At 48.0% G+C, this 20,104-nt stretch carries 11 protein-coding genes, 1 CRISPR repeat array and 1 other annotated feature; of the genes, 1 reads left to right on the top strand and 10 read right to left on the bottom strand.

Features of this window, described 5'->3' with window-relative positions:
- Entirely contained in the window at positions 1-2,361 is a 2,361-nt protein-coding gene (locus AC50Y5_RS16500; RefSeq protein WP_056042050.1) for a CRISPR-associated helicase/endonuclease Cas3, read from the bottom strand.
- Between the two features lie 962 nt (positions 2,362-3,323).
- On the opposite strand from AC50Y5_RS16500, the gene AC50Y5_RS16505 reads away from it, so the two are divergent.
- A protein-coding gene (locus AC50Y5_RS16505; protein WP_494862330.1) for an IS3 family transposase occupies positions 3,324-4,429 on the top strand; the annotation gives its coding sequence in 2 pieces (ribosomal slippage) (positions 3,324-3,534 and positions 3,534-4,429; 1,107 coding nt in all).
- Between the two features lie 61 nt (positions 4,430-4,490).
- Positions 4,491-5,730: direct repeats of the CRISPR family, unit length 32 nt; unit sequence GTTTCAATCCACGCTCTCGCACGGAGAGCGAC.
- A gap of 236 nt (positions 5,731-5,966) precedes the next feature.
- On the opposite strand, the gene AC50Y5_RS16510 is transcribed toward AC50Y5_RS16505, so the two are convergent.
- The 9 genes from AC50Y5_RS16510 to AC50Y5_RS16550 all read right to left on the bottom strand — a co-directional run bounded on the left by AC50Y5_RS16510 (position 5,967) and on the right by AC50Y5_RS16550 (position 20,046).
- Positions 5,967-6,779: an SPL family radical SAM protein gene (locus tag AC50Y5_RS16510; RefSeq protein WP_056035257.1), complete on the bottom strand. Its 813-nt coding sequence runs from the start codon at positions 6,777-6,779 to the stop codon at positions 5,967-5,969.
- Between the two features lie 78 nt (positions 6,780-6,857).
- Positions 6,858-7,553, bottom strand: coding sequence for a DNA alkylation repair protein (locus AC50Y5_RS16515; RefSeq protein WP_056035266.1), 696 nt, complete (start codon positions 7,551-7,553; stop codon positions 6,858-6,860).
- 444 nt (positions 7,554-7,997) lie between these two features.
- Complete coding sequence (gene tyrS / locus AC50Y5_RS16520) at positions 7,998-9,257, bottom strand: tyrosine--tRNA ligase (protein WP_056035269.1); 1,260 nt, start codon at positions 9,255-9,257, stop codon at positions 7,998-8,000.
- A gap of 420 nt (positions 9,258-9,677) precedes the next feature.
- Positions 9,678-9,900 (bottom strand) — a binding site (T-box leader).
- A gap of 235 nt (positions 9,901-10,135) precedes the next feature.
- A complete protein-coding gene (locus tag AC50Y5_RS16525; protein WP_235533157.1) occupies positions 10,136-11,014 on the bottom strand; it encodes a carbohydrate ABC transporter permease in 879 nt (292 codons plus the stop codon).
- 51 nt (positions 11,015-11,065) lie between these two features.
- Positions 11,066-12,007 (bottom strand): ABC transporter permease, encoded by a 942-nt coding sequence (locus AC50Y5_RS16530; protein WP_056035275.1) that lies wholly within the window; start codon positions 12,005-12,007, stop codon positions 11,066-11,068.
- 96 nt (positions 12,008-12,103) lie between these two features.
- Positions 12,104-13,615 carry an ABC transporter substrate-binding protein gene (locus AC50Y5_RS16535; RefSeq protein WP_494862143.1) on the bottom strand — a complete coding sequence of 504 codons (1,512 nt, stop codon included), beginning with the start codon at positions 13,613-13,615 and terminating at the stop codon, positions 12,104-12,106.
- Positions 13,616-13,752: 137 nt separating this feature from the next.
- Positions 13,753-15,315, bottom strand: coding sequence for a response regulator transcription factor (locus AC50Y5_RS16540; protein WP_494862145.1), 1,563 nt, complete (start codon positions 15,313-15,315; stop codon positions 13,753-13,755).
- The gene (locus AC50Y5_RS16545; RefSeq protein ID WP_494862147.1) at positions 15,290-17,128 is read right to left on the bottom strand and encodes a sensor histidine kinase; all 1,839 of its coding nucleotides are present in this window, start codon (positions 17,126-17,128) and stop codon (positions 15,290-15,292) included. Before AC50Y5_RS16545 ends, AC50Y5_RS16540 begins: the two co-directional genes overlap by 26 nt.
- A gap of 119 nt (positions 17,129-17,247) precedes the next feature.
- Positions 17,248-20,046, bottom strand: a complete 2,799-nt coding sequence (locus AC50Y5_RS16550) for an endo-beta-N-acetylglucosaminidase (RefSeq protein WP_056035285.1) — start codon at positions 20,044-20,046, stop codon at positions 17,248-17,250.
- Positions 20,047-20,104 lie beyond the last annotated feature (58 nt).

A 20,104-nucleotide genomic window follows, 5' to 3' on the forward strand; every position in this document is an offset into this window, starting at 1 on the left:
TTAAAAAATATAAATTTCATCCTCATGGAATTGCTGAGAATATGGAATTACACCAAGTTTATCGTCATACCATTTAGCGGGGTTTTTAAGTACCCAGACCCCATCTCGCACTTGCTCGATTTCTCCTGCCTTTTGAAATGCATTGAACTCATCCGGATAAAGCTGAACAACATAGGGCTGGAGCTGCCTCAATATTCCAGTCATTGGAAAAGCGTATGGCAGTTGATCAATAAGCTTCCAAGCCTTACTGTTATTCCGCCCTCCCTGTTTATTCCCATGTTCATCTATATAAACCCCATCTTCTAAAGCATTATCCTTTTTCTCATCTCTCTCATTCGGTCTTTCATAAGGCACAATTATAGCCTTAGCAGCCGTATCAATAAGCTGAAATCGCTGGGCAATTTCTCGAAACGGAAACTCCAGCAAAGCACCCCTCCGCTCTATTAATTCTAATATCCCCTTCGAATCTGTTTTATCCACTTTGCCACTGCTTTGATAGAAATACAGCTCGTTAAAATATTTCCGCACTGCCTCCAAAGATAAGGGGTCATCTTTGTATTTCTCCAATACAGAACGTGTAACTTCTGCTGTTGCGCTGAACCACCCCGGTGGTAATCCATATTCCGTTTCAAAAACATAGGTATATCCAACAGGAGCTTTACCGTTGCGATTACAGCGTCCTGCTGCTTGAGCAATAGAATCCAGACCTGCTATTTCCCTGTATACCGCAGGAAAATCAATATCTACACCAGCCTCAATAAGCTGCGTACTAATAACGGTACAAGGTAGATTTTCTTTTTTTAATCGTTCACGTATAAGTGCTAGGATATCTGTCCGGTGGAGCGGACACATTCGAGCACTTAGATGAAAAATTCCCTCTTTCATTACATCTTCACTACTACGCTTGAGACACTGTGCATAGATTTCCCGCGCTATTTTACGTGTATTCACAATACACAGCACCTGTTTATGAGAAGCAAGTTGTTCATCGATCTGATTCAAACTTAACGTTCCGACTTGCTTTATGCACACGCGTTTGAACTGCTCGAACCTCAAGGGCACATCATCTGTTAACTCTTCTAATTCAATAGGCCCATGAAACAGCTTCGCTATTTCCGGTTGCGTTGCTGTACACAGCAATACCGTTGCCCCATAGTTATGCGTTAACTCCTGCAAAGCATAAAGTGAAGGTTTGAACAAACCGCCATTCATGAGTTGCGCTTCATCTAAAATAATGATGCTATTCGCTAAATTATGCAGCTTGCGGCAGCTTCCACGCTTATTTGCAAACAAAGATTCAAAAAACTGCACATTAGTAGTTACAATAATAGGATAATCCCAATTTTCCTCCGCGAGTTGAAGCTTCTCTTTCAAATCAATGCTACCATCCTCGTTGTCTTGTTTCTTCTCATGCTGAACGTTAGAATGATGTTCCAGCACATTTTCATCACCTAGAACTTCTCTGAATATTCGCGCATTTTGTTCGATAATGCTTGTATATGGAATTACGTAAATAATTCTTCTTATAGCCTGATCGTCATTAGTTGTATGGTGAATGGCATGACGAAGTGCATATCCGAGGGAAATAAGCGTCTTGCCACTTCCAGTAGGTAGAGTAAGTGTCTTCATTCCTCTTGGGCTTTGCGCCCTAGTTATGCAGTGAGTTAGCAATTCTGAACGATTATAATTAATTGATGACTCAGGATCACCAAACTCATCTTGTATGTAAGTTTCAAATTTCTTAAACAGCTCTGGAAAATCTGCTATTTTTCCTCGTTTGGCACTCTGCTTCTTATTCGAGAAAGCCTCAGAATTAAGCGAGTCCGCATCAATTAAACAAGAGAAAATCATTCTTGTGAAAAAAGCGAGTTGAAATTCCGGCGATATTCCTGGCTTCAGAGAGAGCGAAAGTTTATCTAGGCCGAGCTGCTGTGGCAGCTCATTAAAGGCCGCTTCTTGATAAGGCTCCACCTCTTTTTTTAGCCTATTAAGCAGTGTCGACTGTTCACCGGCATCTGTACCGCAATCCGGAAGGCCAGCATGGTGCCCTGCTATGATATAAGCCAACAACAAGGCGTAATCGCCCTTTTCACGTTCCATCATATGCTGTGCTCCTGCTGTTGCGTGATCCACGGCTATTTGAGAATCATCCAGCCTAAGTTGAAATTTCTTCGAATACTTGCCTAAATCATGTAGGATTCCAGCTGCTTTCCCCCAATCTCTTGCACCAAAAGCGGCCGCAAAATGTCCAGCTAGCTCTGCTACCTCTTGAAGATGAACTATAAGCAGCTGCCACGTTGCTTTATCATCTGATTTTGTTCGATGCGCATAGTACAGAAGAATCACCTCGACATTTTTCACTGAGACCTATATACCATTGCTTTCCATAAGTGTACGAGGTAACCTATTGGTTGTAAAGACATTTTTTACCTAAAATACTATTTTAAAAGTCATCCTGGATCAATTAAAGGATGTGGATTGAAACCCTATTTTAAAGATTCCGTTTGGCGCTCCCCGTGAGGGGAGCATAACCTCTCTTACATTCATGATGCTAACTCCCTATTGTCCAACGTAACCCCAAAACTTCAATTTTGTTTAAATAAAGGCCGTAATCCACAGAGCTCTTATCTGGCGGATTACGGCCTTTTTGGCTAAAAAAATCTGATTGTCCAAAATCCAATGCTGAATATTCGGGAGTACTTGTACCTCAGCCGTGAAATTCTATCGTCGATCTTTCTGTCGTTAGTACAAGTAAACGCTTGCATATAATCGCCCCCTCGAAATCAAGCCTTAAACATTATTATGAAAAAGACGAAGAGGTTATTCCTATGCAATGAATAAAAACAAACTTAGACTACATACAAAATTTTTAAAATAGGGAACCATGAAAAAAACATCAAACCACTATATAGATGTAACAGTTTATCAGGGCATCCATGCAGTTGTACGACTTTTAAAATAAGTTGTCAAATGGAGACCAGCCTTATAGTTCAATCATTTTAAGAGATGCCTGAAAATTTCCAAAACTTTCATACGGAGAGCGACCAGAACTTACCTTCATATACCAACTGGTTCCTTCCGTTTCAATCCACGCTCTCGCACGGAGAGCGACCTATCGGTGTAGCCGCTTATATGTGGTGGCGTAAATGTTTCAATCCACGCTCTCGCACGGAGAGCGACGATACTTGCTAAATAGATTGTTGTTAGACTAAAAAGTAGACACGTAGAACCGAGAATCGGATAAAATAGACCTATCCAAATTCGAGGTGAACGAAGTGACAAAGAAACATTATGATCAAGCCTTTAAAAGACAAGTCGTCCAGATGATTCAAGAAGAGGGAAAAACGGCCCCTCAAGTGGCAGAGGAATTAGGGCTGCACGTCAATACCGTGTATCGGTGGGTATCTGAAATCAAACAAGATGGCGGACAAGCCTTTCCTGGCAGTGGTCAATTGAAAGAAGAGGACAAGGCCCTCAAGGCGTTACAAAAGCAAATCCGTGACTTGCAAGAAGAAAATGACATTCTAAAAAAGGCCATGCACTACTTTGCAAAAGACCGGCGCTGATCTATGCCTTCATCCACAATCACCGCTTCCATTGCCGTGTCGCAAAGCTATGTGCTGCTATGGGCGTTTCCAGAAGCGGTTATTACAAATGGACCACACGTAAAGTCAGCAAACGAGAGAAAAGCCGTAAAAAGCTGGTACAGCGTATTCGGCGAATCTTTCTAGATTCTCGTAGGCTTTATGGAAGCCCGAAGGTTACACAAATGCTACATAAACAGGGCAGGAAAATCTCGGAGAAGACTGTCGCTCGAATGATGAAGGAGCAGGGTCTGAAATCCCGAACCATTAAAAAATATAAAGCGACAACGAACTCCAAACACAACCTACCTGTCGCCGAAAATGTACTCAATCGCCAATTCAGACCCGAGGCACCCAATCAAACTTGGGTGACCGACATCACCTACATTGCCACGGATGAAGGATGGCTCTATTTGGCGAGCGTCATGGACTTGTATAGCCGCAAAATTGTGGGCTTTCAAATGAGTGATCGGATGACCAAAGAATTAGTCCTTCAGGCGCTTGATCGGGCGCATCAGCAGCAGCGCCCAACGGGTGAAGTGCTGCATCACTCTGATCGAGGAAGTCAGTATGCTTCTCATGACTACCAAGCCCGTCTAAAAACCTACAATATGAAGGCTAGTATGAGTCGCAAAGGCAACTGCTATGACAATGCTTGTATCGAAGCGTTCCATAGCGTTCTTAAAAAGGAGCTCATTTATTTGGAGCGCTTCAAAACGCGGGAGCAAGCACGTAAACGCATCTTTGAATACATCCTCTGCTTCTACAATGCCAAACGCATTCACTCGACCATCGGGTATCTCACTCCCAATGAATGCGAACGCAGGTACCGAAAGGCAGCTTAAAAATCTCGGTTTCTTGTGTCTACTCTATTGACAGAGATACAGATTATACCATATATTGATAGTTTCAATCCACGCTCTCGCACGGAGAGCGACCGGGGAATGCAGGCTGGGGGAATTGTTAAAAGAACGGTTTCAATCCACGCTCTCGCACGGAGAGCGACAATGGTGGTTTTGGTTGATCGTCGTATTTGTAATCGGTTTCAATCCACGCTCTCGCACGGAGAGCGACATCTGCCTTCTTTTCCGTCGCATACTTATAGTATTGTTTCAATCCACGCTCTCGCACGGAGAGCGACAGGTCATAGCGATGAATGGCGGTGGGGACATTCCGGTTTCAATCCACGCTCTCGCACGGAGAGCGACCGGGGCTGGCTTAGCAGCTGGTATTGAGGGAACGGAGTTTCAATCCACGCTCTCGCACGGAGAGCGACCACACGTACAAGTAGGGTTTTGTGTCCTCTCCCATGTTTCAATCCACGCTCTCGCACGTAGAGCGACGTTAGCGGAGGATCGGCGGTACTTGATCGAGTCAAGTTTCAATCCACGCTCTCGCACGGAGAGCGACATAGTCGCGGTGAGGACGTTCCCACTCCTGTTCGGTTTCAATCCACGCTCTCGCACGGAGAGCGACCAACCTTGTGAATCGTTTTCTCACCCAAACCAACGGATGTTTCAATCCACGCTCTCGCACGGAGAGCGACATAATGACGGCCTTTAATGCAGTTGTGGCCTTTGTGTTTCAATCCACGCTCTCGCACGGAGAGCGACAATGAAGAGGGTGAGCAGCCATGATCCAGTTTGAGTTTCAATCCACGCTCTCGCACGGAGAGCGACTTTTTTCTCCTCAACAGTATTATATAACTCCAACTGTTTCAATCCACGCTCTCGCACGGAGAGCGACGTGTTCCCGGCTTCGCTGTAAGAGGTGGAGGCATGTTTCAATCCACGCTCTCGCACGGAGAGCGACGAAAAGTGGTGCAAGCGTGAAAAAGGAATTGCCGGTTTCAATCCACGCTCTCGCACGGAGAGCGACAAGCGCAACGCGGGCGGGTATGGAGGGCTTCAACGCGTTTCAATCCACGCTCTCGCACGGAGAGCGACCGGATACGGTGAAGGAGGCAGTGAAGCGAATTGGAGTTTCAATCCACGCTCTCGCACGGAGAGCGACAGAGCCTAGGGTGTTGGACTTAGATAAACCTGTCGGTTTCAATCCACGCTCTCGCACGGAGAGCGACAAAACCTGTACAGCGGGAACTTTGGCGAGGACTGGTTTCAATCCACGCTCTCGCACGGAGAGCGACAGCATATCTCATGAAGCCTTGCGCAGCAAGGGGAAAATGGTACATTTCCGCGAACCTCTTCATTCAACTCCATTTCCTAATGCCCATGGAAATAAAAATCCGAGTTTTCCCTGATCTGGCGCAATGTGCGAAACTCCCGGGGTTTTCATGGGAGCTTAACGTTCGCGCGACACTCCTCTTTTATCCTAGCATCCAAATCTGCCACTTACAATCATTTCCTGTGAAAATTCACCCTCTCAAGGCTCAAACCCCGCCTGACTTATAAAAAGCTGCTCTTCCGCAAATACCTCACGGAACTGCCGATAAACAGTCTCGTAAGCCGAAGGCTCATTCCATTCCTCTGCTCCCAGCTGCGCATACAGTGTCTCTAGTCCAAGTCGCTTAGTTCGTTTACCGCCGCTTCCGTCACCCATAAAATAATCGTCTATGCACACCCGATCCACGAGCGGAGCTAGCTTGTCCGCAAATGCCTCGCTGCTTGGCAGCAATGGAGCAACCGCCGCCTGAGTTGGCACTCCTGCTTCCTTCAATAATTTTAAAGCTTTCAATCGAGCTTGAATAGGCGGAGCCATCGGTGAAAAATGCTTGCGAATCGCCTCCAAATCCGTCTCCACCGTCATACTGACGCGTACCCGACTTCCCAGGCGCAGCAGCAAATCGATATCGCGAGTGACCAGCGGGCTTCTCGTCTGAACTAGCAAAAAGTCCGGCGGTTCCTCCGCCATCGCCTCCAGCAAGGAGCGAGTCACCTGCTCCTTATATTCGGCTGGCTGATACGGGTCCGTACTGGAGGACATAAAAATCGTCACCGGCCCCTTCGCTTTTCGCAGCTCTTTCTTTAGCAGTTCGGCAGCATTCAGCTTGACATCAACCCAACTTCCCCATTCCTGTCCACGGAAGATAGACACCGGCATGCCACGCACATAGCAATATGAGCAAGCAAATGCGCAGCCTGTATAAGGATTGAGCGAATGGCTGTAGCCTGACAGAAAGCCGGTTCCTTTATTGAGCAGCGTCTTCGGCTGCTTATATAAAAGCTCACTTTTCATCGTAACCCCTCCAGCTTGCAGAAAGCAGGCTTTTCAGCTTTGCTCTACTTTACTCCTCTATACTTTTCTTCTGCAGCATTAGCTTTTCACGACTTTCCGCTTCATGCTGCGGATAATCGCTTTCGTATCCGGATCGATGCGGTACGATTCGGTTATTTTTTGCAGCGCTTTGTTATAAGTGAAAGTGTCGAGCGCATTATTTTTCAAATAGGCCATCGTCGGCTCCGGTTGCTTGATATAGCAAATGGATAGCGCCCATGCGACGGCCATTTTCACATAATACGCAGGATGGTCAATCTGATCGAGCCGCTGAAGCACCCGCTCCAAATATTCCTCCATTACATAAAAATTAAGCAGCATAACCGCGGCAAAACGCAAATCGTACTCCTGCTCCGAAGCAAAATACGGCTGGATAAAATCCCATATTTCCTGCTCATGTTTTTTGGTCACCTTCAGCCCCGCACAGAAGCTGTCGCAGACGGACCAGTTGTTGATTTTCGGCACAAAATCAGCAATATAGCGCTGAAGCTCCTTCATATCCGTCTTCACGAGGCCAATGACCATGCCTTGCAGCATGACCTCCTCGAAAAATTCATCGTCCGCCTCCGCCAAATAGGCGCGCCAGTCGCCCTTCGCAATTTCCGCTGCAAGCTTGCGCAGCTCCGGCAGCCGGACTCCCATTACATTGCTAATATTCGGAATCAGCGACGCAGCGAACTTCTGATAATCCGCCTCCGCACGCATAAGCAGCTCTTCCCTTATCGTTTTGGCCATTTCCATCCCCCCGCTATTCCATTTCGTTCGTCTTATCCTTACTATACCTCAAGTGACCAAGGCTGTAAGCCTCCGAGAATGAAAGAGCAAGATAACGAAATTCCTCATAAATAGTTAAAAAATATAGCCAAACAGCTTCCTTACGCTGTTTGGCTATATTTACGCCGACCCTATTTGGCCGGGCAATGGTTCAATCCGAAACTTTGGCGGACAGAGATGCCGCTATTTTCCCAAAACAACGCTTTATGGAGAGGTTCGCGGACTCAGGAGCCGCTAATGGCTGCGAATGCCCCGCTTTTGTGCAAAATTCCCATAGATAACGGATTTCCTGTCCGCTCAAGCGCTGAAATCAACCAAAAGCTTAAAATAGCGGATCGTCAGGCCGCGAAAAAGAAGTATGCTTCTTGCTTCTTGCTTCATGCTCCATGCTCCATGCTTCCTATTCTAGCTCAGCTTCACTAAGCTGTAGCTTTTTTTGCCTTTGCGGATAATGATGAACCGTCCGCCAATCGCATGCTCGGCTGTAACGGTAAATTCCAGCTCCGTCACCTTCTCGCCGTTCATGGAGATAGCGCCCTTCGTAATATCCTCGCGCGCTTGGCGCTTCGAAGGCTCAATGCCGAGATCGACGAGCCAGTCGACGATGTTTTTCGGCTCTCCGTTTGCTGTGAAGGTCGGCATTTCTTTAAAGCCCTGCTCAATTTCATCCGCTGTCAGCGAGCGAATATCGCCGCTGAACAGCGCTGCTGTAATGCGCTTCGCCTGCTCCAGCATGTCCTCGCCGTGCACGAATTTCGTCATTTCCTCTGCCAGCGCCTTCTGCGCCTCGCGTTTATGAGGCTCAGTTTGCACCTTCTCCTCAAGCGCTTCAATTTCCGCTTTGCTCAGGAACGTGAAGAACTTCAAGTATTTCACGACATCGCGGTCATCGGTATTCGCCCAGAACTGGTAAAACTCGAATGGCGTCGTTTTATTCGGGTCAAGCCAGATCGCGCCGCCCGCCGTTTTGCCGAATTTCGTGCCGTCGGCTTTCAGCATGAGCGGAATTGTCAGGCCGAACGCTTTCGCTTCTGCGCCTTCTTTTTTCCGGATGAGGTCAAGGCCGCTCGTAATGTTGCCCCATTGATCGGAACCGCCGATTTGCAGCTGCACATCCTCGTTCTGGAACAGGTGCAAGTAGTCGAGCGACTGCAAAATTTGGTACGAAAACTCGGTAAACGAGATGCCGCTATCGAGTCTGCTGGAGACGACGTCCTTCGCCAGCATCGTATTGATGCTGAAGTTTTTACCGAAGTCGCGTAAAAATTCAATGACATTGATTTTGTGCGTCCAGTCGTAGTTGTTGACCATGCGCACCTGATTGTCGCCGTCGGTCATAAAAAGCTTTTTCAGCTGAGCACTCAAAGCATCGACATTCGCCTGTACCTGCTCCAGCGTTTGCAGCGAGCGCTCCGTCTGGCGTCCGCTCGGATCGCCGATCGTTCCGGTCGCTCCGCCAATCAGAATGACCGGGCGATGGCCTGCCAGTTGGAAACGCTTGAGCATCATAAACGGAATTAAGTGGCCGATATGCATGCTGTCGCCTGTCGGGTCAACGCCGCAGTACAGCGATACCGCCTTCGTATTCGTCAGCTCGCGAAGTCCCTCCGCATCCGTCTGCTGGTTAATGGCATCGCGCCATTCGAGTTCATCCATAATATTCAAAGCAAACAACCCCTTTTCTATTCGATAATAATGGTCATGATTTACGTTAATGAGCACAATAACGCACTGGGCTAGGCTTTTTCAAAATATAAGAATTTATAAGTTTTGCACTTATAAATGGGCTTAAATTTCTCGGAATGAAACGAGCCGCGCCGCCAAAGAACGGCGATAGCCGTTTCACCTTGAAATATAAAAATTTATAAGTTTTTCACGTATAAATAGGCTTATATTTCTCCGACAAAGCTCTTCGCACGTCCCAGAAGGACGACGAAGTCGTTTTTGCTTGAAATATAAGAATTTATAAGTTTTGCACTTATAAATAGGCTTATATTTCTCGGACTGAAACGCGCCGCGCCGCCAGAGGACGGCGACAGCCGTTTCACCTTGGGCAACAAAAAATCGCCCCTCGTCTACTGGAGACATAGGGACGATTGAATAACCGTGGTACCACCCAACTTGCACAAACAGCTTGAAAAAAAGCTGCTCATACCGCTTTCGGCGAAATATCGTTCGCCCTGCCGCTTGGCATTACCCAAGATACTCCAGAGTGTAATTCGCAGCCCATGTATGTGTCAGGTCTCATCAACCCCTGACTTTCTGCAACAGGGACAAAGCTGCTACTGCGCTCTATCAACGTATAACATGTATTAGATTATAGACAGTATAGCGGAACGTGAAAATCATTGCAAGCCTAAACGTCTAGTGAAAACGTATGGTAAAAAAGAAGCTGCGCTGCATGAAAAGCTGGGCTTACGATCGCCATTACCCTTGAATTTCTTTGAATCAGCTACAATAGGTGAAATTTCAAGGGTAAAAGCGAACGCTGACGCTTCTTCCGCTCAACCTTTTCATTCCGCTACGCTTTTTTCACCGCCCTTTTATTCCTTTACCGCCCCTATAGTCAGCCCTTGAACGAAGTAGCGCTGGAAAAAAGGATAAGCCAGCACAATCGGTCCCGTCGCCAGCACGACCATCGCCATCCGCGACGTATCCTGCGGCATGTCCTGCAAAATGCCGGTGCTGAGCGAAGCATTGGTTGAGTTTTGCATAATAAACTGCATGCTCGTTTCAATTCGCATCAGCATCGATTGCAGCGGCACCAGATTAGGCGTGTCGATGTACAAGAGCGCATTAAACCAGTCATTCCAATAGCCGAGCGTATTGAATAGGCCAATCGTCGCAAGGCCGGGAAGCGACAGCGGCAGCACGAGCCGAATAAACGTTTGCAGCTCGCTCGCCCCATCGATTTTTCCCGATTCAATAATGGCGGTTGGCACCATCGTACTGAAAAATGTTCGCATAATGAGAATATAAAACGCATTGACGAGCATCGGCATAATGAGCGCCCATATCGTATCCTTCATATGCAGCAGCTGCGTAACGACGATAAAGGTCGGCACCATGCCGCCGTTGAACAGCATCGTAAAAATCGCAAAAAAGCTGAAAAAGCGGCGATATTTAAAGCTTCTCTGAAAAATGGCATACGCATAAAGCGTAATAATGACAAGGCTCAGCAGTGTCCCGACGACCGTTACAAAAATCGTAACGCCATACGAGCGCAGCAGCGCCTCGCCTGTCCGGAATATATATTGGTACGCCTCCAGGCTCCATTCCTTCGGAATAATCCGGTAGCCGTTCGAGGCAAGCGATTTTTCATTCGTAAATGAAATGATGACGACGAACAGAAAAGGAAAGACGCAGGCAATCGCAATAGCACCTGTCAGCAGGCTCAGGAGAAAGTTGGCAGCAGGTGAGATTTGATCGAAACGCTTTGATTTTTTTACGGGCACCTATAGCTCCTCCTTCGTTTAAAACAAGGCATTATCCTTATTTTTTCTTCTGACGATGTAGTTAGATAGCAGAACAAGCAGAAAACCGACGAAGGACTGATACAGCCCGGCAGCCGTGCTCATGCCGATTTCGCCGTTCACTTTCAAGCCTCGGAACACATACGTATCAATGACGTTGGTCATCGAATAGAGCAGGCCCGAATCCCTTGGCACCTGATAAAAGAGTCCAAAATCCGCGTAAAAGATTTTTCCGACAGCGAGCAGCGTCATAATCGATATGACCGGAGCGAGCAGCGGAATCGTAATATTCGTAATTTGCTTCCATTTGCCTGCACCGTCAATCATCGCAGCCTCATAAAGCGAGCGGTCAATTCCCATAATAGCCGCCAAATACACGACGCTGTTGTAGCCGACGAGCTTCCACAGGTTGACCAATATGAGGATAAATGGCCATTTGGCAGGCTCCGAATACCAATTGATCCGCTCCATGCCCATCCATTCGAACGTTTTATTAATCAGCCCTTTATCAAAGCTGAGAAAGCTGAATACAAAATAGCCGACAATAACCCACGATAAAAAATAAGGCATAAACATCGCCGTTTGAAAAAACTTGCTCAGCCGCCTGTTCGTCAATTCAACTAAAATAATCGCCATCGCTACGGCCAAAATGAGCCCTAAAATAATAAACGCCGCATTATAGAGCACCGTATTGCGCGTAATGATATAGGCATCCGAGGTGCTGAACAAAAACTTGAAGTTGTCCAGGCCCACCCATTTGCTATTCATGATGCTGGCAAAAAAGCCATCCTTGCTGTATCTGTACTGCTTAAAGGAAATAATCGTGCCCGCCATCGGCAGGTAGGAAAACAGCAAAAACCATAGGGCGCCCGGCAGTACCATCAGGAGCATCGCCCGATTGCGAAAGATGTCCCGCAAAAATATTTTCAGCTTGTCGCTCATATCGTTCCTCTCCTTAAACCGCCAGCTTCTCAATACTCATTATCGTTATAAAAAAAGAGAGGCAAATCCGAAAATTCGCCTCTCCCTCTCCGCGGATTATTTAGGATTAGCCGCTTTCCACGCATCAAGCTGGGTCTGGGCTTCGGCAATTACCTTATCCAGTCCGGCTGCTTTAAACTTCTCAATCGCTTTTGGCAAATATTCATTTGGATCAACTGTACCCGTCATTAACGCCGACCAGAACTCGCCTTTGACGTTCTGAATCGATGCCAGCTCGGTCGTGACGCTCGTTGAATCGAAGTTGAAGCCCAGCGTTGGCGCTGCTTTGCCCGCTTCGTTGAATACTTTGTATTCATCCCATTTGTTCTCAGGATCGCCCGTATTGAGATACGTCAACGTGACATTGCCTAGCGAGAAGGTTGGCATATCATAGTTTTTCGAATCATCCAAGTTTTCCATTGCGTTGTCAGCCGTTTTCTTATAATGAACGTTTTCGATGCCGGAATCGATCATATTGCGCAATACCGGATCAGTGTTCAGCAAGTTTAAAAATGCCATTGCTTTCTCTGGATGCTCCGAATTTGCTGAAATCGCCTGCAGCGAGCCCATGACGGACCAGTTGAAAATGATCGATTCGCTCGCTGGTGTTGACACGACTGGATAGCCATAGCTCGCGCTCCACAGATTATCGGCGAATGGCGTCGTCGCTGCGCGGTCAAGGAACCATTTGCCGGATTTTTGCGTATCATCCAGCCCATTCGTCGTTGCCGCCTCTGGCGAAATGTAGCCCTTCTTGTAATAGCTGTGCATCGTATCAAGCGCTGCTTTAAGCTCCGGCGTCTCCAGCACATTTAAGACTTTGTAGTCGCCTTTATCCAAGCTTACAACCATTGGCAGGTTGGAGATCAAATAATCGTACGGCAGCACCGGCATATAGTCCTTCGTTATGGCGAATGGGGTAATGTCCGGCTCGCTGTCTTTAATCGTCTTCAGCAGCGGCTCTATGCTTTCCAGCGTATAAATGCCGTCCATGCTCAGATTGTATTTATCGAGCAGGGTTTTGTTAAAGCGCCATACTTCAAGCGCCGGGAGCTCTTTTTTCGCCGGAATGCCGTAGTTGTGGCCGTCTACTTTGGAGCCTTCGAGGAAGGCTGGATCAAGCGTCTCCACAATTCCTTTGCCCTGCTCCTTCAGCAATTCGTCAATTTCATAAAAGGCTCCTTTACGGGCATTTTGCACGTAATCGAAGGCCCATGAAGAAGTAAACATGATGTCCATAGGCGTTCCTGATGAGGTAGCGATTTGCATTTTTTGCGTGTAGTCGCCCCAATCAATTTGGGTCATTTTGATCGTTACGCCAATTTTCTCAGCCGTATATTTGCTGACCTCCTCCATGACGCGGTTTACATCCTTTTGCGGGGTACCGATTGTGTACCAGCTCAGCTCCACCGTTTCATCTTTGCCCGCATTGCCGCCGTTGCCGCTGCCGCTGCTCTCCGCCGTTGCACCTGTTTCTTTTGCGCCGCCGTTTGTGCTGCATGCCCCTAGCAGCAGCGAAAATGAAAGCAGCACCCCGAGCAGCATCATCCAGCTTTTGTTTTGTCTCATCAATCGTTACCTCCCTTTTTTTGTAGCCCCTTTACTAACGCTTAACACTTACTTGTAGATTAACGGATGTAAGCACTTTCAAATAGAGAAGAAACTAAACAAACGCTGTTCAAAATAAACATATACAACGCTGCTCTTTATGTAGGAGAGTCACCCGATTCGCCGTTTGCTGCAAATAACATGCTTTTATAATCGGCTGGCGTTACGCCAACATATTTTTTAAACTGTTTATGAAAATAACCGCTGTCCCAATAGCCGACGTTTCGGGAAATCTCATGAACCTTCTGCGCCGTTGTGCGGAGCAGCAGCTTGGACTGCTCGATCCGGTATTTATTGACGTATTCCGTAAAGCTCTCCCCGGTTTCCTTCAGAAACAGCTTGCCTAAATAAACCGGATGAATATGGTATTTGTGCGCCAGCTGCTTGAGGGACAAATCGGTGGCAAAATATTGCTCCACGTATTTCAGCACCTGCTTGACCGTAGGGTTCGTCTCCTCTTTAACAAGCATCGTGGACATGTCACGGATTGTTCCTGTCATAATGGCAAGCAGCTCCTCCCATTCCGAAGCCTTCGCCGCCTTGTAAAAGGAAGCGTTCATATGGTCCGCAATAATGGCATTAACCGTATTGGCTCCGCCCAGCTCCTGATGCAGCCAGAGCAGCGTTTGCATCACCAGCATGCGAAGCCTGCTTGGCGTCGCCGCGTCGGATGCTTGAATCGCCTGGAAGTCGCCTGTCAGCTCAGCGACAAGCGCCTCCGTATCCGCAGCGGAAACTTTCTTCCTATAGCTAGCCCAGTTTAGTTCCGTATCAGGCAGCAGCTCGTCCTTTTTTGCCGCATAATCCTCATACAAAGCAATCTCTTCCTTATGCAGCAGCAAAAAATAGTCCTGTGCCCGCAGCGCCTGCTCATAGCTGAGTGCCTCCTGCACTCCTCTTGCCTGAGGAGCGCCGATGGAAATCCGATAAGGGCACGCCTCCTCTCTCTGCCTCAGCTGCAAAGCAAATTGCAGGGCCATGGCAGCGCAATCCGCTTCCTCCTCCGCCATAAACACAAGCACGGCATCACCCTCTACATTTCGCAGAAACAGCCTGTCATGGCTGGCATTTGCCGTTTGCCGCAGCTCCTGCATGAGTCCGTCCTCCCGCTCGCCGCCCCCTCTGAGCAGCATCGTCGTCATATAACGGCCGCTGAAATGGATATCCAGCAGCGCCGCCCGCTCCTGCAATTGAATGGAATCGATCGCAGCGGTCAGCCAGCGATAAAGAATCGTATCTTTTAAAATATCAATTTTCTCAGCTTCAAGAGCGCTGCTTCGCCTTGTTTCATCCAGCTTCTTGACCGTATGGGCAAGCGTTGCGGCCAGCTCGGCGAAATTAAGCGGCTTCAGCAAATAGTTTTCAATGCCCAGCTGCATGCCTTCCTTTAAATATTCAAAATCATTGTAGCCGCTCAAAATAATAACCTTCAGCTCCGGCCTGATCGCTCGCGCAGCCCGAATCAGCTCCAGCCCATTCATAATGGGCATGGAAATATCGGTAATGAGCAAATCAGCGGGAACCTGCTGCAGCAGCTCGAGCGCCTTGCGGCCATTTTCTGCTTTGCCCGTCAGCTCCAGGCCATGGGCTGCCCAATCTATGGCATCGTATAAGCCCTCTAGTATAAACGGCTCGTCATCGACTAGAAATACGCGGTACATTTTCCATCTCTCCTTTCCTTAAAGCCGGGAAGCTGAAAATAATCTTCGTCCCTTTTCCTTGGACGCTCTCGATGTCGAATCTACCGTCTTTGCCATAAATCAATTCAAGCCTTTCTTTCACACTTCGCAGTCCAAGCGAATCCTCCTGCTCCTGAACCGTATACTTGCCAAGCGACCGTTTAATCTGCTCCAACCGTTCCTTGCTAATGCCTGTTCCATTGTCCTCCGCTACAATCGTCACCATGTCGTTTTCCAGAGTGGCGGTTACTTTAATCAAGTTGTCCTCCTCCTCCGAGCGCAGGCCATGGACAATATAATTTTCCACAATCGGCTGCAGCGACATTTTAATCATCATGCGGTCCTTCAGCTCGGGATCACAGGCAATTAAATAGGCAAAACGATCCTTGTAACGAATGCGAAACAGCTCCAAATAAAGACGGCAATTTTCCAGCTCCTCCTCCATCGTCACGACGGTCTGCTGCTGTACAAAGCTCTTGAACAATACGGCCAAACTATAAATCATCTCGCTGACATCGGCAGCGCCATGGGAAAGGGCTCTCATCCGAATGACCTCAAGTGTATTGTAGAGAAAATGAGGATTAATTCTCGCCTGCAGCGCTGCAAACTCCGTATGCTTTTGCTTCAGTTCGGCCACATACACCCGGTCGATATGGCGCGAAAGCTCATCGAGCATTTTGTTGAAGCCTTGCGAGAGCTGCCCGATTTCATCCTCCTTCTCGTCGACAATCCGAATCGTCAAATCGCCCGTCTCTACCCGCCTCATGGAGCGGATAATCCGGTTCGTCCGGCGTGAAAAATTAAAGACGACAAAGGACGGAATGGAAATCGTGATCAAAATAAACGCAAAGCTCGCTGCAATAACCGCATTTTTCATAGGCGCATAAATCGCTTCCACTTCCCGCTTCGGCATGATGCCAAATACGGTGTAGCCGAGGCTGCTGGACGGAAGCATGGAAATGTAGGACTCCTCCTCCAATAAAGCGATGCTGTCCACCGATTTGATTTTGTCCACATAGGGATAGAGCTTGCCGTAATATCGGTCCGAAGAGTCAAAAATGACCTGTCCATCTCCAGACAAAATCAAAATATTGCCCCGTCGGTCCCGCCCCTCGCTCGCCAGCGCCGTTTTTAATGCATCCGCTTGAAAAAAGACGAGCAGCTGCCCGACATTGCTCAGCGTGCCTACTTCATTAATATGTACTCTGACGGAAAAAAGCTTGTCGTCCCATTGGCCAATCGTCCTGCGAACCCACGGGTTGGGCGTAGATACGACGCTGCTTTCCAGCGCCATCGCATCCGGGACATAGGATTTAGACGCTTGCGTCTGATACAGCTTCGTCAAATTGCTTTGTCCGAACATATAAAGAAACTGCTTCTCGGAGCTGAACAGCAGCATATTCGCAATATCAACATCGTTTTCAATCATTTTTTTAAAAAAATCCAAATCATCGACACCGCTGCCCAAATTATTGTAATAGCTGTCCATTTTGAAATTCATATATTCGGAAAAAGAGTGCTTCAGCAAATAGGATAAGGAATAGGAAAAGGACGGGTCGCGATAAATGTCCTGCACCTGCTGCTGAACGACGTGAGCCTTGCCAGCAAGCTGCTGATTGACGCGCTCCATGGACATTTTCTGCTTCTCCAGCTCATTGTCAGCCACCGACTGGGACATATAATCGACTGTAAAATAAGCGAGAGTCGCCGTGGCGCAAACAATAATAACAGCAAAAACAAGCATGATTTTGACAAACAAATTATTTTTGATCGCATCAATATACAGCTTCTTCATCCCTTCCCCCTTGCCGCTTGCTCCTTCATCGACGTTAACAGGAAAAGGAAGACAGGGTATCGCCCTGTCCTCCCGCTTCTACTAGTATAAGATGATCTGATTAACAAATGAATTTATTTTTAGCTGCGAACATAGAGCGGCTGCGATTGATTTCCCGCATAATCCTCCATCACAATATAGACAGTGGCAGCTGTCGACGTGAAGCTCAGGCTTGCCTTCGTCGTTCTGCCGCGAATGATTTTCGCAAAGCTGCCCGCGCTGCCGGAAATGTACGTGACCGGGAACGACTTCGCCACGCCATTTTCATACACGTACATATAGCGCCAGTCCCTCGTATTTGGCATCGGCAAATTCAGCGTATTGCCGTTCCAGGACCATTGCTCGCTGTAAGGCTCGGCTATTTTATCAATAAAATGGCCGCTTTTGCTGACGGAGCTTCCGCCTCCCGTCGTAACCGTTACGAGAAAATCATCGCCGTTAATGGGCATATTGCTGAAGGTCACGCTAGTGGCTCCTGCCGCCGCCGTCTGCTGGGCAACAATAGGCTGCGCCGTCGTAATCCAGTTCAGCGAACGCAAGCTTACCATCGTATTTCCCGCTGCATTCGGCGGATTTACCCAGCTCACCGACAACTGGCCATTTTCCTGAGAATTCACGCTAATGCCGGAAGGTGCCGCATTCAAATTAAAAGGAAGCGTTGCGGCAAAGCCCTCCAATCCGTCCGCCCCAATCGGAACGACCTTCAGCGTGCCTGCTGTCGACGGAAGAGCTTTTATATAAAACACTTCATCATATTTGCCGCCTACATAGACGTCATTGATATAGATATCGTATTGCTTAACCTTGCTGTAGTCGGTATCCATATTCCACTTAATGTTCATTTCCCCTGTGTCCACAAAGGCTTCCGTAATGGCAAGGCCAGAAGGAGCTGCAGGCTTAATCGCCGAACCGTCGAAAATGCGAATTTGCCCCACATTGAGCTGATAACCCGCAATCGCGCTTGACCCTGGAGCAACGACAAGCCCGAAAGCGGCAAGCGATTTGCCCGCATAGGCGCCAAGCTCAAGCTGCTGCGTAATCCAGCCATTCGTCTTGCTGCCGGCATTTGGAATGGCAACCTTCACGACCTGACTCGGATTATCTTTAAAAATAAGGCCGATATAAGCAGCCGATGCATCATTAGCCGATGGCTTGTTATATGTGATCGACAGCTTGGAGTTTGCATTTACGCTCAAATCGGTTTTGAACAGACGCAGGAAATTTTCGGCGTTTAGGTTGCCGTTCAGCACAAGCGAGCTGCCGCCATTGTAGCCGCCCAGCTTTTCATATTGATAACGCTGCGTAGCCGAAAAATCATATTTTGTGCCGTAGTCATAGTCCACCGTCAGACGATTGCCTGTCGTATCCTGCCACCACTGCCAAGTGACGGGCACATCCTGCAGGCTCATATTGGACCACTCGCTGTTACCCGAGACCGCACCGTCCTTGTAATAGGAAAGGCCATGGCCCGTATTGAAATTCGTGTAAAAGTTCGTACTGCCAATAACGGAGCGCTCCGCAATGACCGAGGCGATTCCCGGCCAATAGCGGTTGTCCGCATAGACGTCGGCTGCCGTGTTCGCAGCGGAAACCGTCGTATTTTTCGGATTCAAATTCGGGCCCGACCACCACAGCTGATCACGCACATTCGTCATCCATTGGTAGTTGTTTTCCGATCGGTGGCTCACCGGCCAGCTTTGCCCCATATCCTCATCCAAGCCCGCATGGACAAAGTCCGCACCGAGCGTAGCCAGACTTAGACGGGGCAGCCCGCTGCTCAGCTTGCTCGAAAGTGCCGTTCCCTGTGCAGAAGAAAAACGGTCTCTGCCTGCCTCTAGTCCCGCAAAGCCGATATCAAAAATCGTATAGGCTGTACCATTTGCGGCATTGTAGCTGGCTAGATAAGTATTCGCGCTGTTAATTTGCGTATTGCCTACACCATAGTCAAAGAAAAAGGAATTGGTGACCGCTTGGTGATTCACCTTGTCATGCAGCATCGAAATATTGTTATTGTTGAACGTGCGGGCAAACGTATTTGCCCCTGTAGACGTACTCAACGAGTCATACCATTGCACGTAAAGGCCGCCGCTTTGCAGCACTTTCAGAAATTCAATATACGCAGGAATGTCAGCTGTCGCAACGTTGGGCGACAATTCCTCCTGGTTCATAAAATAGCCGTCATAGCCAAAATAATCGGCCATTTCAATCATTTTTTGGGCGACTGGGAAATTTCCGCTGCTGTCTTTTACAATCATTTGTTTGTAGGTTTGCTGGCCGCGGTCATTGTTGGAGAAAAAAACGCCAGCGAGGGAGAGGACGCCGTTTTTATGCGCGGCATCCGTATACGTTGGGTTAGGGATGTTCAGCATGCCGAATTCAAACCATTTTTGCTGCCAATTCGATTGGGCCAAATCATCGTAATATTCAGGCGGAGTGTAAGCGCTTGCAGTTCCATGCCAATAAGAATAATAGTCAATGTATTGCCAGAAGTTGAAATGATACTGGGCAAACTTGTTCGTATAAGGCGCATTTTCGATAAAAGCATTGCCATAATCCCCTGCGACATTCATCATCTTCACATTGGTGCTCAGCGTCGGCTTTGCCTGTGTGCTGGCAAACGGCAAAATCCGGTTTTGCAGCGGCACCTTTGAACGCAGCTTCTCGGCACCCGGGTCTGTTGCCGGGCTCCAATTCGCAATTTGGCCACTCGTATAGCCGTGGACGCTTGGCTGATTGCTACCGTGTGCGCTTTCCCCCTTGAATGGCCATGTGTCGCCGGCATACGCAGCAAGCGGCATCATGGTGATGAGCATAGAAGCGGTTAAAGCAACGGCTGTCCATTTACGGACAGCTGCTTTTGTTCCTTTTGTTAATGCCATCGTTCCATCTCTCCTCGCATGATTCGATTTACAATGTAACCATAACCGATGAAAGCCC

Source organism: Paenibacillus sp. JT22N7 (assembly GCF_059383875.1).

What these genes read in the sequence shown, in the direction of transcription:
- AC50Y5_RS16515 (WP_056035266.1), bottom strand. Translation starts at nt 7,553, where the DNA reads ATGGCCAAAACGATAAGGGAAGAGCTGCTTATGCGTGCGGAGGCGGAT.
- AC50Y5_RS16550 (WP_056035285.1), bottom strand. Translation starts at nt 20,046, where the DNA reads ATGGCATTAACAAAAGGAACAAAAGCAGCTGTCCGTAAATGGACAGCC.
- AC50Y5_RS16510 (WP_056035257.1), bottom strand. Translation starts at nt 6,779, where the DNA reads ATGAAAAGTGAGCTTTTATATAAGCAGCCGAAGACGCTGCTCAATAAA.
- AC50Y5_RS16545 (WP_494862147.1), bottom strand. Translation starts at nt 17,128, where the DNA reads ATGAAGAAGCTGTATATTGATGCGATCAAAAATAATTTGTTTGTCAAA.
- AC50Y5_RS16540 (WP_494862145.1), bottom strand. Translation starts at nt 15,315, where the DNA reads ATGTACCGCGTATTTCTAGTCGATGACGAGCCGTTTATACTAGAGGGC.
- AC50Y5_RS16530 (WP_056035275.1), bottom strand. Translation starts at nt 12,007, where the DNA reads ATGAGCGACAAGCTGAAAATATTTTTGCGGGACATCTTTCGCAATCGG.
- AC50Y5_RS16535 (WP_494862143.1), bottom strand. Translation starts at nt 13,615, where the DNA reads ATGAGACAAAACAAAAGCTGGATGATGCTGCTCGGGGTGCTGCTTTCA.